The 12,117-nt window shown below is 62.7% G+C and carries 13 protein-coding genes and 1 tRNA gene; 7 read left to right on the top strand and 7 right to left on the bottom strand.

Going from position 1 to position 12,117, the window contains the following annotated elements; translation table 11 throughout:
- The 7 genes from JHD67_RS08285 to JHD67_RS08255 form a co-directional block, all read left to right on the top strand.
- Nucleotides 1-724, top strand: a 724-nt coding sequence (locus JHD67_RS08285; protein WP_304487902.1) for a cytochrome c-type biogenesis CcmF C-terminal domain-containing protein, incomplete at its 5' end; no start/stop codon positions are given.
- Complete coding sequence (locus tag JHD67_RS08280) at nt 721-1,263, top strand: DsbE family thiol:disulfide interchange protein (RefSeq protein ID WP_199098698.1); 543 nt, start codon at nt 721-723, stop codon at nt 1,261-1,263. The genes JHD67_RS08285 and JHD67_RS08280, both read left to right, overlap by 4 nt.
- Nucleotides 1,263-1,715: a cytochrome c-type biogenesis protein gene (locus tag JHD67_RS08275; protein WP_199098697.1), complete on the top strand. Its 453-nt coding sequence runs from the start codon at nt 1,263-1,265 to the stop codon at nt 1,713-1,715. Before JHD67_RS08280 ends, JHD67_RS08275 begins: the two co-directional genes overlap by 1 nt.
- On the top strand, nt 1,712-2,764 hold the full coding sequence (locus tag JHD67_RS08270) for a tetratricopeptide repeat protein (protein WP_199098696.1): 1,053 nt from the start codon (nt 1,712-1,714) through the stop codon (nt 2,762-2,764). The genes JHD67_RS08275 and JHD67_RS08270 overlap by 4 nt, the downstream gene beginning before the upstream one ends.
- Nucleotides 2,764-3,867, top strand: a complete 1,104-nt coding sequence (locus JHD67_RS08265; protein ID WP_199098695.1) for a homoserine O-acetyltransferase — start codon at nt 2,764-2,766, stop codon at nt 3,865-3,867. Before JHD67_RS08270 ends, JHD67_RS08265 begins: the two co-directional genes overlap by 1 nt.
- A 67-nt stretch (nt 3,868-3,934) precedes the next feature.
- The gene (locus JHD67_RS08260) at nt 3,935-4,516 is read left to right on the top strand and encodes a cysteine dioxygenase family protein (RefSeq protein WP_199098694.1); all 582 of its coding nucleotides are present in this window, start codon (nt 3,935-3,937) and stop codon (nt 4,514-4,516) included.
- Nucleotides 4,517-4,541: 25 nt separating this feature from the next.
- A tRNA-Leu gene (locus tag JHD67_RS08255) sits at nt 4,542-4,627 on the top strand.
- 277 nt (nt 4,628-4,904) lie between these two features.
- On the opposite strand, the gene JHD67_RS08245 is transcribed toward JHD67_RS08255, so the two are convergent.
- From JHD67_RS08245 to JHD67_RS08215, 7 genes are all read right to left on the bottom strand, one after another.
- On the bottom strand, nt 4,905-5,615 hold the full coding sequence (locus JHD67_RS08245; protein WP_199098693.1) for an SGNH/GDSL hydrolase family protein: 711 nt from the start codon (nt 5,613-5,615) through the stop codon (nt 4,905-4,907).
- A gap of 101 nt (nt 5,616-5,716) precedes the next feature.
- Nucleotides 5,717-5,887: a hypothetical protein gene (locus tag JHD67_RS08240; protein ID WP_199098692.1), complete on the bottom strand. Its 171-nt coding sequence runs from the start codon at nt 5,885-5,887 to the stop codon at nt 5,717-5,719.
- A 754-nt stretch (nt 5,888-6,641) separates the two neighbouring features.
- Complete coding sequence (locus JHD67_RS08235) at nt 6,642-6,974, bottom strand: hypothetical protein (RefSeq protein WP_199098691.1); 333 nt, start codon at nt 6,972-6,974, stop codon at nt 6,642-6,644.
- A 449-nt stretch (nt 6,975-7,423) separates the two neighbouring features.
- A complete protein-coding gene (locus tag JHD67_RS08230; RefSeq protein WP_199098690.1) occupies nt 7,424-7,804 on the bottom strand; it encodes a DUF1090 domain-containing protein in 381 nt (126 codons plus the stop codon).
- A 43-nt stretch (nt 7,805-7,847) separates the two neighbouring features.
- Nucleotides 7,848-9,221 (bottom strand): amino acid permease, encoded by a 1,374-nt coding sequence (locus JHD67_RS08225; protein WP_199098689.1) that lies wholly within the window; start codon nt 9,219-9,221, stop codon nt 7,848-7,850.
- A 98-nt stretch (nt 9,222-9,319) separates the two neighbouring features.
- The gene (locus JHD67_RS08220; protein WP_199098688.1) at nt 9,320-10,780 is read right to left on the bottom strand and encodes a DcaP family trimeric outer membrane transporter; all 1,461 of its coding nucleotides are present in this window, start codon (nt 10,778-10,780) and stop codon (nt 9,320-9,322) included.
- Nucleotides 10,781-11,266: 486 nt separating this feature from the next.
- Complete coding sequence (locus JHD67_RS08215; RefSeq protein ID WP_199098687.1) at nt 11,267-11,578, bottom strand: hypothetical protein; 312 nt, start codon at nt 11,576-11,578, stop codon at nt 11,267-11,269.
- Nucleotides 11,579-12,117: the final 539 nt, after the last annotated feature.

The raw sequence follows: 12,117 nt of genomic DNA, 5'->3' as shown, positions 1-12,117 counted from the left end.
CATGTCGCTGCTCAAGCGCGTGCTATGGCGCGCCGGTTTGGCGGCACTGGCCTGCGCCATCGTGGCGGCGCTGGTCACCAGCGGCGAAAGCAAGGCCATCGCCGGCACGGCGGCGGCCGTGTGGTGCTGCTTCGGCACTTTGCTCTATGTGTTCAAGCGCTGGCGGGAGATGCCCGCCGGGCGCCGCTATCCCGCTGAAATGGCCGGCATGCTGCTCGCCCACTTTGGCGTGGGTGTGTTCCTCGCTGGCGTCCTGCTCACCAATGCACTCAGCGTGGAGCGCGATGTACGCATGGCGCCGGGGCAAACCGAAAGCATCGGCGGCTACGCTTTCCGCTTTGATGGCGTGCAGGAAACCACCGGCCCCAACTGGCAGGGCGATCAGGGCACCGTCACCGTGCTGCGCAATGGTAACGAAGTGGCTGTCATGCATCCGCAGAAGCGGACTTACACGCGCGGCCAGGTACAGACCGAGTCGGCGATTGCGCCCGGCCTGTTCCGCGACCTCTACGTGGCGCTGGGCGAGCCGATGGATCGTCAGCATCCCGATGGCGCCTGGGCGCTGCGGCTTTACGACAAGCCCTTCGTGCGCTGGATCTGGGCGGGCGGCCTGCTCATGATGCTGGGTGGCTTCTTTGCCGCCGCCGACCGCCGCTTCCGCGCCAAGCGCGTGGCCGAGGCGTCCCCCGTGGCAACGCCGGTGCTGCAGGAGTCACGCGCATGAGTCGCCTGCTGCCCTTCTTCGGCTTCCTGCTGCTGGTGGCACTGTTCGGCTTCGGCATCTGGTGGAACACCCAGCATGACCAGCGCGAAGTACCCTCTCCGCTCATCAACAAGCCGGCCCCCGCATTTGTGCTGCCGCGCCTGGACGACCCCACGCAAACCGTCAGCCGCGATGCGCTGCTGGGCAAGCCGTACCTCATCAACGTTTTTGCCAGCTGGTGCGTGGCATGCGGCGAGGAACACCCGGTGCTGATGGCGCGGGGCAAATCCATCGGCGTGCCCATCGTCGGCTATAACTACAAAGATGCCCCCGACGATGCCAATGCGTGGCTGGCACGGCACGGCAACCCGTACGACATGGTGATCGTCGATCAGGAAGGCCGCACCGCCATCGACTTTGGGGTGTATGGCGCGCCGGAAAGCTTTCTAGTGGATGCCAAGGGCGTGATTCGCTACAAGCGCATCGGCCAGCTCACACCCGATGTCATCGAAAAAGAACTCAAGCCCGCCATTGCCGCGCTCAGGAAGGAAACGCCGTAATGCGCGCCCTGCTCCGCTCGCTCGCCCTGGTAATGCTGCTCGCTGCCGGCAACGTGACCGCGCAAGCCATCGACCCGCTGCCGTTCAAGGATCACGCGGAAGAGGTGCGCTTTCAAAAGCTCACCCGCGAACTGCGCTGCCTGGTATGCCAGAACGAAAACCTCGCCGACTCCAATGCCGACCTTGCCCGCGACCTGCGCCGCGAAGTGTTCCAGCTGATGCAGCAAGGCAAGAGCGACGATGAGATCAAGCAATACCTGGTCGATCGCTACTCCGATTTCGTGCTCTACGACCCACCGGTGAAATCCGGCACGCTACTGCTGTGGTTCGGGCCGCTGGTGATCCTGCTGGCGGGCGCGGCTGTGGTGTTCGTCACAGTGCGTCGTCGCAGCACCACAGCGCTTGCGGCAAGCACGGACAACAAGCCGACCGACGAAGGGGACGACTGGTGAGGCTGGCCTTCTTTTTGATCGCCGCGGTGATGATCGCCGTGGCGCTGCTCTTGCTGTTGCTACCCTTGATGCGTCATGGCCGCCGCGAAGGCCGCTCGCGCGGCGTCTTTGCGCTGGCGCTGGCCATCGCTTTCGCGTTGCCGATAGCCGCCGTGGGCATCTACCTCGTGGTGGGCACGCCGGCCACGCTGCATGGCGTGGCGCAGCAACCGCCCAGCATGAACATCGATCAGGCGGTGGCCGAGTTGCAAAGCCACCTCGCCCAACAACCCGGTGACCTGCAAGGCTGGATGCTGCTCGCGCAGACCTATGCCGTGATGCGTCGCCCCGCCGATGCGCGCAACGCCTATGACCAGGCGCTACGCATCGACGCCGACAACAGCGTGGCGATGGTGGGCTGGGCCGAAGCCGATTCCCTGCTGCGCGACGATCACCGCATCGAAGGCCGTGCCGCCGAGTTGCTCGAACGCGCCGTAAAGCTTGACCCGCAAAGCCAGCGCGGCCTGTGGCTGCTCGGCATCAGCCAGTTCCAGCACGACCGTTTCCGCGACGCCGCTGCCACCTGGCGCCAATTGCAGCCCCAGCTCGATCCCGACTCCTCCGTCGCCAAGGCCGTCGCCGAACAGATTGCCGTGGCCGAAGCGCGCGCCAACGATGGCGGCAAGACCGCGCCCGAAACGCCGCCCGCCGCGAGCGCGCAGCAAGGCCCCGCCCTGCAGGTGCAGGTGGCGCTGTCACCTTCGCTCAAAAACCAACTCGCCGCTGGGGACACGCTATTTGTCTACGCCCGCGCTGAAAACGGCCCGCCGATGCCGCTAGCGGTCGCGCGCATGAATGCCAGCGCATTGCCGACCAGCGTTACCCTCACCGATGCGATGGGCATGACGCCGCAATTCAAACTGTCCTCGGCCTCGCGCGTATTCGTCGGCGCCCGCATCAGCAAGAGCGGCCAGGCCATTGCCCAGGCCGGCGACCTGGAAGGCGATGCCGGCGTGGTGGATGTGAACACGCACTCGCCCATCCGCATCACCATCGACAAGGTTCATTGATGACTCACGACGCACGCCGCTATGTCGCCCTCTCCTCGCCGTTCGCCATGAAACGCGGCGGCGAACTGCATGGCGCGCAGGTGGCGTACGAAACCTGGGGCGAACTCAACGCCGCACGCGACAATGCCGTGCTCCTTCTCACCGGCCTCTCGCCGAGCGCGCACGCGGCATCCAACGACCAAGACCCCACGCCCGGCTGGTGGGAGCCGATGATCGGCCCCGGCAGGGCCATCGATACCTCGCGCTGGTTCGTCATCTGCGTGAACTCGCTGGGCAGCGACAAGGGCTCCACCTGCGCGGCCTCCATCGATCCGGCCACCGGCGCGCCCTACCGCCTTACCTTCCCCGAGCTTTCCCTGGAAGACGTCGCCAACGCCGCGCACCAAGCCGTGCGCAGCCTGGGCATCGACCAGCTCGCCTGCCTTATCGGCTGCTCCATGGGCGGCATGAGCGCGCTGGCCTATATGGTGCTGCACCCGGGCAGCGTGCGCGCACACATCAGCGTGGACACCGCCCCGCAGGCGCAGCCCTTCGCCATTGCCATCCGCTCGTTGCAGCGGGAAGCCATTCGCCTGGACCCCCAGTGGAACAATGGCCAATACGACGACGCGCATTACCCGGAAACCGGTATGAGCATCGCCCGCAAACTGGGCGTGATCACCTACCGCTCCGCCATGGAATGGAACGGCCGCTTCGCTCGCATCCGCCTGGACGCCGAACAGCGCGACGACAACCCCTTCGGCCTGGAATTCGAAGTGGAGTCGTACCTGGAAGGCCACGCGCGCCGCTTCGTACACACCTTCGACCCCAACAGCTACCTCTATCTCTCCCGCGCCAGCGACTGGTTCGACATCAGCGAATACGGCGACGGCGACGTGATGGAAGGCCTCAAGCGCATCCGCATCCAACAGGCCATGGTGATCGGCGTAAGCACCGACATCCTGTTCCCGCTGGAACAGCAGGAGCAAATCGCCGACGGCCTGCGCGCCGCCGGCGCCGAGGTGGAATTCGTAGCGCTCAACTCACCCCAAGGCCACGACGCCTTCCTGGTGGATATACCCAACTACAGCCGCGCCATTGGCGGCTTTCTCGGCCGACTCTGAACGGCCCGTCTGCGCCGCCGGCCCCGCGCTGCTAAGATGGTCCGGCAGCAACGCATCCGAGAATCACATGCTCACCCTGGATTTCCCCGGCTCCCGCCAACTGATCGACGCCATCGATGCTGCCGTGTCCCACGACTGCACGCGCGCCGTCACCGACAGCCTGCGCAACAGCCTGTGCGACCTCATCCGCGGCCAGAAAGTGAAACTGCCCGACTGCGTATTCGAGACCGCCGAAGGCCGCTACGCCCGCCGCGAGCTGTACCGCAGCGAGGAACATGGCTACTGCGTGGTCGCCATGACCTGGGGCCCGGGTCAGGGCACCCCCATCCACGACCATTGCGGCATGTGGTGCGTGGAGGGCGTATGGAGCGGCGCCCTTGAAGTGGTGCAGTACGAGCGCCTGGCCGACGAAGACGGCCACTACCGCTTCCAGCCCGTGGGCTCCATCCAGGCCGGCCCCGGCTCCGCCGGCAGCCTGATCCCGCCCCACGAGTACCACACCATCCGCAACCCCAGTGGCGACGCCGTGTCCGTGAGCCTGCACATCTATTCCGGCCAGATGACCCACTGCGCGGTTTTCCAGCCCCTGGGCCACAACCACCAGTACCAGCGCACCGATCGCCAACTGGGTCTCGACCCGGTGCACTGAACCGGGCATAATGGCCCGCTGTAATGCCGGTGTGGCGGAATGGTAGACGCGGTGGACTCAAAATCCACTGGCAGCGATGTCGTGTAGGTTCGAGTCCTATCACCGGTACCAACAGAGGGTTTCAACGAAACCCGCAAATATGAAAAGGCCCGCTCACGCGGGCCTTTTTGTTTTCCGATATCCGAAGCAGTTGACCTGGAGCGTGTCGCCTATGACGCCGACGATAGGCTGCAGGGTGTGGGTGATCCGGAAGGGCTCAATACGGTCTATGGTTACGACGGGCTTGGTAATGGCGTATTGCACGTGATATGGCTCTAAACAGCCCGCAAAGCCGCCAGCGAGATCCGATTGAAGCAACACGCCCGCTTCCGCCTGCGTCGTATAGGCCTTACTTGCCGGCGCCAGGAGTCATGCGAGCACTCGAACGCGGCAACGCCGCATCAATCGCCTGAGCAACGATCTCCCCGAGCCGCTGATACCCCGCAGCCGAATAATGCACGTTATGCGGTCGCTTGAAGAGCGATGGCTCGAAGCGCGCCGTGGGGCTGTAGAGATCAACTGTGGCGATGTCGTTGGCGTCCATCACCGCTTTGGCGATCTGGTTGTAGCGGATCGCGTCTTCCGGCTTACGGCACGGCTCGCCTTCCGGAACAACAGTGGTGCTGACCCATAGCAGGCGCGCCTTGGTTTGCTTGAGGCGCGCCACGATCCGCTCCAGATTTCTCCGGTATGGATCGGGGCTTACTGCGATGACCCCATGGACCTTGTCGCGGTTGTCCTCACTGGGAAGATCCGGGTTGCGATAGCAGATATCCCACTGCCCGAAATTGAAAGTAATGACATCCCACTTTGTATCGCCTAGCCAGGTATCCACCCACTGCGCGCCATAGGCAGAGCTTTGCCCATTCTCGTCAATGCGGGTAACCGTTGCGCCGCCCGCGAGTTGCCTTGCGACATAGGGGGTGTACCCCTGCGACAGGGAGTCGCCAATGATAAGCACCCTGGGTGCGGCTCCCGCGCTGGGCGAGCCTGCCATGGCTGGTGCTGCGGCGCTGAAGCCGAGCAAGAAGCCTATCCACGACAGGCGCTTCAGCAGCATGTGCTGTCCATCCAACGACAGGAGATTCGGCCAGTCTATCCTGGCCGATCGTCATGCGACAAAAGCGCCATGTCGCGCCGAGCACTAGCTGAAAGCAGCCATTACCGCTTGATGCTGGCAGCGGTCGCGATGATGTCCGAGCGGATGTAGTCGACCTTGGCCTTGGCGTTGTACTGCCCGACTATGCAGTTGGTATGGCTCTTGAGCAGCTTTTGACTATGCGCGTGACCGGCGGGTGTGACAAACAGATAACCATCACCGTCGATCCTCAAGATCTGGGCTCCTTCCTTCTCGATGATGCTGTATGCCACTGCCGCTACACGGCCTGCGCCACGCCACGCGGAGCGGAAACGACAAACAGGTACTAGAAAGTCACGAGACATGAGGCGCCCTGATAGTGGTGGTGTGCCCTACGCTACGTCCCCTTAATGCGCTGCCGCTGTCAGGGACTCCGTAATTGTGCAGAGCGGCAATACCGCTAACCCCTCGCGTATCTGCACTGCATCACAGTTCGCCTGGCGTGGAACGTCCCCGTTGGTCGATGCCCCCTCGTCAGGTACGGGGTCAGACTCGCGCGGTACCAAAGGCGCGTTCGCGTCTTTCTCTGCTCCACGCCGCGCTACGGGCCGCACTCCGTCGCATTCGCTATGGAATCAGGCTCAGCCGCGCTTTCCAACACAAACCGCGCCCGCAACATCAACCAGTACAGCGTACGGGTGTCGAAGGCCACGCGCGAGGCGTAGTGCCGTTTCCGGCGTGGTGATGCGGGTGCCTCGCAGTAGCTCTTTCATGTGCCTCATGGGCAAGCCAATACGGCGCAAGGGCACTTCGGCGGTTGCCGATAGGAGCGAATGCAAGGCGATACGATGCATGGGCGTTTTTCTCCTGTCGGAGACGACGGAAGCATGGCGACGCACCTACAGAGAAGTGTGTAGGTTAAGCGCCGCAATGGGTGTGCGCAAAAGCCCGTTAACGGATGCGTCGGGGCTAACAACCGATGCTCCGCCCGAGCGATCAACGCGCGGGTCAGGCGTTCGGAGAGGGTTCACGGCCGAGTATGTGTGCATACGCATGCAGGTAGTGAACGGCGGTTACCAAACCCTCGGTTTCCAGGAGAGTTAGCGGCAATCGGCGCGACGCCAAGGGCTGCGCCGGCATGGGGCCGGCCTGCGCTGCTTCACCATCCAGCAGCAGGTTCAGCAGCGCGTCGGCCGCGTTGGCGATGCTGTGAATATGGATAAGGCGTTGCTGCGTGACAGCGCTTTCGCCTGCCATCGCGGGGGTGTCAGCGAAGGGAGCATGCACGCCGGGTGAGGGAACGAACAGGCGTGCGCGTGCCGTATGATCGTGGGTAGCCATGATCAACTCCAGATCAGTTGGTGATGGTTAGCGGATCGTGTGAGTTACCGCTCACGCGATCCGCGCTGCATGGCCGGGATGCCATGGCTACGCACGCTACCGGTCAAACGCCAGTGCGCGCAGCAAGCCCATGCTAGCGAAGCGCAACCGCGCCCTTTGTCAGATGGCATCGCGTCACAGCATCCGCCGTAGCCGCCAGCGCCATGCGGCCAAGGACGTCACGCCACCGTGTCGTCACCGACACAGGCGAAGACTCCACCGAGTCCGACACCACACACCAGTCTCTACCACCGGGCACGCCTGCATGCCGTGCGACGCAGGCGCGCCCGGTAGCGCTTGATGAGGGTTGTTCAGCGCGGGGGCGTATCCAGCCACCGACTGGATCAGCCTCAGGCGCGCTGGGCGAGGCACAGGCATGCCATGGTGCCTCGGCATTCGAGACTGCGGCGTCAGCGTCCGGCATCCATAAGCGCTTGCTCCAGTTTGGCATGCGCCTCGTCCACTTTTCGCTGGCGGTCGGCGATCTTTTGCGGGCTCTTGCCTTGATCTTTCGCCTCCTGAAGCTCTTGCTCGCGTTCCGTCAACGTATCCCGGGCGTTGGCCACCTTTTGATCCGCCTCACGTTGAAGGGATGCATCCGTGCAATGGGCGTTCACCTCTGCCAGCGCTTTTTGCAGCCCTTGCACACGCGCGGTATTGCCACGGGATTGTGCGTAGGCGATTTCGTTTTCGATGGATTGCCGCTTGGCATCGCACCCGCCCGTTTGGGCGAAGGTCATGGCGGGGACAAGCAAGGCAGCGAGCATCGACAAGCAGGCAACGGCTTTCATGGACGGGCTCCTTTGACATGAGGGCGCTTTAAAAGCGGCGGTGTCATGTAGGCTTCTTTGCACGTGGCAGATGCATTCGCACGCTTTTGATCGCCCTGCCCCTCACCTTACCGACGATGGTTTGCTGCACCTTCACCAGTGCAAACAGCGGCGTGGAAACGAGCATCACGATAAAAGCCTGGCGATTGAGTTCGGCGGACTGGCCCAGCACCACGCCCACGCAATACGCACAGGCCAGCAAGCCCACGAAGATCAAAAGGCGCTGCTTGCCTGGCGTAAGACCGATAGTGCGATTAAGACGCCACATGGCCACCACCGAGTAGATATACGGCAGCGCCATCAGCACCACGGTGGCGCTGGTGATAGTGGCGAATTGGGTGGCGATATTGGGCGAGGTGGTGAGCGCCAGCAAAATCGTCATCAAAACGCCGGTGATGATGAGGTTGCGTGCGGGCATGCCGTGCTGGTTGGTGAGCGCAAAGCTGCGGGTGAACATGCCATCCTGCGCGGCGGCCTGGGCGGATTGGGCCACGATGAGAATCCAGCCCACCAGCGCACCGGCTGCCTTGAGAATGGCCGCCAGCGAAATCACGATGGCGGCCCAATTGCCCAGCATGACGCGTGCGGCTTCGGCAAAGGGGGCGCCCGAGGTGCGCAGCTCGGCATTGGGCAACAGGCCCATCATGACCGTGCAGCACACGACATAAATCACCGTCGAAACGATGAGGCCGATGACGGTGGCCAGCGGTACATTGCGCCTGGGGTTGTCGATAACGCCTGCGGAAACCGCCGCACTCTCGACCCCCAGAAAGGCCCACAAGGCGATGGATGCGCTGCGCGTGATGGCGGAACCCGTGGGCAGGCTCTGCGGGTTCCAACCCTGCATGAACACGTCCGCGCGAAACCAGTACCAGCCAAGCAGGCCCACGAAGGCGATGGGGAGAATGCCGGCCACGGTACTCACCGTGGTGAAATGGCCAACCACATTCGCCCCGCGCGTGTTAAGCCAGATAAATAGCCAGATGATGCCCGCCGTGCAGGCATTGGCGACCCACGGGCTTTTGAGCCCCGGAAAGAACACCGCCAAATAGCCGGTTACCGATACCGCAATCGCCACGTTGCCGATGACATTGGCACCCCAGTACAGAAAGTTGGTCTGAAACGCCGCGAAAGGTCCCAGGTGATCGCGTGCATACGCGTACGGACCGCCCGCCTGCGGTTCCACCATACCCAGGTGCGCGAACACCAAGCCCAACGCGCTGGCGCCAATGGCCGCCACGATCCAGCCGAACAGGGAAATGCTGCCGATGTTGGCCAGGCTGGTAGGCAACAGGAACAAACCCGTACCCACCATGTTGGCAACGACCAGGGAGGAGGCTCCCAGCAAGCCCATTTTCTTTACCGGTGGCGTAGACATGGTGGTTCCCCGTGCATGCGGCGGCGCTTCTACAAGCCTGCCATGGCGGATGCCTGCGACCGGCCGCGCCTAAGGTGCTGCGCTGGGCAGGTCACGACTCAGGGATTCAGGTCGTAGCGCAACGTGGTTTGCACGCGCTGTCCCTGCCCACGCATATCGGTAAGCGCAATGTTCTGGCCCCAGAGGTACTCGATGCCCACCATCGCGCGCTGACTGAACTGCCATGCCAGGTTGAGCGAGGCGAACTTGGTGCTTTTGGGTAATTCGTCGCTGATGAGCATATTGGCCGAGGGGCTTATCCGCAGATAGCCGTAGGAAGCGCTGGAGCTGAGCGTCTCGGTCCAGCCATGCGTGTAGCCCATGCCCCAGCCGCGCGCGCGAATGGCGCGCAATACGCCCTGGTTGTTGAATGCGGCATCCAAACCGAGACCCGAGATGTCCTGCAGGAAGTTGGCAAAACCGTGGCCATTGCTGAACCAGCCTTGCACGCTGTCGTACTTGAACAACTTGGCGCTGCCAGTGAGCTGGGTGGCGAATGCGTTGGTGCGCTGGGTTTTGCCGGTGGTGGAATCTTCCATGCCCAAGTCGCGATACAGGTTGGACCACTGCACATGCCAGCTCGGCGTTTCCCAGCGAAGGCCCAAGGTGAAGTCCGCCAGACGCGAATACGGCGAGTAATGGCCGATCGTGGTGATATCGGCGTTGGGCTTCTCCATGGACATGGGCATGGTGAGCGTGCTGTCCCCCCATTTGTGCAACACCGGCACAAAGCGCAGCTGCGGGCCGTACTTGAAGTTAAACGAGTTGGGCCCTTCGTAATCGAGCGTGTTGGGGAACACATCGATATCGGTAAAGGCAGAGATGTTGTAACCCACCAGCAAACGGTAGCGCTCGTTCTCCAACTCACCGTAGAAGAACTGCATGTTGTACGGCATATCGCCCGTGCCGCTACCGAAGAAGTTGTTCTTGTAGACCACCTTGAGCACGCCGTAATCGGTGTCCCGGCGGAAATCCATGCGGAAAATGCTTTGCCGCGCGCTCAGGTTGGTGTTCCAGCCGGAGTTGTAGAACGGCTGCCCACGCACGGGAATGGACGAAGGGACAAATAGATCCTTCGAACCCATGTGGGTGTTGTCGATCATGGTGTCCAACTGCGCCACCAGGTCGAGCTTGAGCAGATTGCCAGTGTCACCCAGGCGCACGTAGCCCTCAGGGAGCGGCTCGGCCACACCAGCCGGCGCGGAGGGTGGACGATACGGCGGCGGTGTATTGGAAGCCCCTTCCCCTGTATACGCCAGCAAAGGGGTGGGTTGCACCGAGGCCGAGGGGATGGCCGGCGTCGACGCTGGTGGCGTCGCAACTACCTTGGCTTGCGCCTCTTCCTTGGCCTCCAACTCGTCCAGCCGCTGCTGCATCTTCTGCATCACGGCCTGCTGCGCCTGCATCTGTTGACGCATCTGCGCCACTTGCGCCTTGAGGTCACCGGCAGAATCGTTCGATTGCGCGAAGGCTGTGGGCACGATGGCCAACGCGGCGCAACCGAACAGTAGCCGGTGCATGTGGCTCTTCGTCCATGCTGGCGATACCAAAGAAGAACACCCTTGCCGCATGTAGACACTCCTGTCTTGAGTCCCGCGAACGGACCAGCGCAATACCCTTCAAGCCAACCCATGACGCCCTGCACACAGGACCTCGAACGGTTGAGCGAGATGCGGCCTCCCACGCGTGGAAGGCCGCAAAGAAGCCGGGTTTACACAGAGGCGAACGCCACCGAAGTGACGCGCCCTCCTCAAGGGATTAGAGCCGAGAAATTGTGCAACGGTCGTGAACCGACGCGGCGCGTCATGCGGCGGCAATCGCCGCTGCGGAAGGGGTGTACTTAAACGTCTGGTCGACGACATCACCCAGCGAATGCAGTTGCATGGAATACGTGTGCGCCCCCGCAGGGGGGCTTCCATCGACGTCGCGTTAAGCCGACAGCAAACGGTAGCAGGCGCGACATGCCTCAAAAGCCTGTTCAGGCAGAGGGTGACACCCGTTCGATGTCAGACCGGCACGCCGGCCCCGGACTGGGGCTGTTTCTGTGCGGCATCCGCTGCGTCAGCGTGTCGCAACAGCTCACGTGCCAGGCGACGAACCTCGTCGACCGTCCCATGCATCGACACCTGCATGCCGGTGTGTTGGCCAGCGGAAAAATTGAGAAACACGGCAGCGCGCAGTCCCACCATGGCCGTCATGGAAACGTAGGTCGAACCTATTTGAAATGCGCCCGGGGTGGACAATACCGTCCTGGCATCACCGTGCGGCGTCAGACCGCTGTCCTTCAACTTAGCCTCGAGTTCCGTGAGCGATTTCATTTCCATTATTCCCTGAAACACAAGCCCTGCCCCCTATCGCCCGTATCCTTCGGCGACCCTGCCGAACGTGACGGTCGTCGCATATTGTATGCGATGAAAGGATCGCTGTGAACGATTACTGAATCGCTACAGCATACGGCTTCCGCAAGGCCGCCCCGGCGCGTCAGGTATTGCCACGTAACATCAAGACCCCGGGCTCTCCCTGCGGACAGCCTGACCTGCTGTCGACCGCGAAGGGGCAAGGAGCGCCATGGGGAAATCTTGATCCAACCTTGTCGCGCAAGGCGAATAGGCGCATGGACTTATCGCGCAACCCTGGAAGTATCCAACGTCCTGCCGTGCACCGGCTCCGCGCCGATCGCTATTGGGCGGCGCAGTCCGCTCAGCGCGCCCAAGCTTCATAACGCCAGGCGGCCTCATCAATGACGTTCTATCGGGTGTAATGAGGGGTTCGCCAATGGGCGCCCATTAACATGGATCGGCAAAGTAGCTGCTCCCGCATCGTCCTCAGGAAGGGACCGCAGGCATGCGCTTTGATC

Origin of the sequence: Dyella sp. ASV21 (assembly GCF_016428975.1) — a bacterium.
Lineage (GTDB): Bacteria > Pseudomonadota > Gammaproteobacteria > Xanthomonadales > Rhodanobacteraceae > Dyella.
This window is presented reverse-complemented; position numbering and strand designations above follow the sequence as displayed.

Bases quoted from the DNA above. Each gene is read 5' to 3' on its own strand.
- JHD67_RS08215 (WP_199098687.1), bottom strand. From the start codon at position 11,578: ATGAAATCGCTCACGGAACTCGAGGCTAAGTTGAAGGACAGCGGTCTG.
- JHD67_RS08235 (WP_199098691.1), bottom strand. From the start codon at position 6,974: ATGGCTACCCACGATCATACGGCACGCGCACGCCTGTTCGTTCCCTCA.
- JHD67_RS08245 (WP_199098693.1), bottom strand. From the start codon at position 5,615: ATGCTGCTGAAGCGCCTGTCGTGGATAGGCTTCTTGCTCGGCTTCAGC.
- JHD67_RS08280 (WP_199098698.1), top strand. From the start codon at position 721: ATGAGTCGCCTGCTGCCCTTCTTCGGCTTCCTGCTGCTGGTGGCACTG.
- JHD67_RS08260 (WP_199098694.1), top strand. From the start codon at position 3,935: ATGCTCACCCTGGATTTCCCCGGCTCCCGCCAACTGATCGACGCCATC.
- JHD67_RS08220 (WP_199098688.1), bottom strand. From the start codon at position 10,780: ATGCACCGGCTACTGTTCGGTTGCGCCGCGTTGGCCATCGTGCCCACA.
- JHD67_RS08230 (WP_199098690.1), bottom strand. From the start codon at position 7,804: ATGAAAGCCGTTGCCTGCTTGTCGATGCTCGCTGCCTTGCTTGTCCCC.
- JHD67_RS08275 (WP_199098697.1), top strand. From the start codon at position 1,263: ATGCGCGCCCTGCTCCGCTCGCTCGCCCTGGTAATGCTGCTCGCTGCC.
- JHD67_RS08265 (WP_199098695.1), top strand. From the start codon at position 2,764: ATGACTCACGACGCACGCCGCTATGTCGCCCTCTCCTCGCCGTTCGCC.
- JHD67_RS08225 (WP_199098689.1), bottom strand. From the start codon at position 9,221: ATGTCTACGCCACCGGTAAAGAAAATGGGCTTGCTGGGAGCCTCCTCC.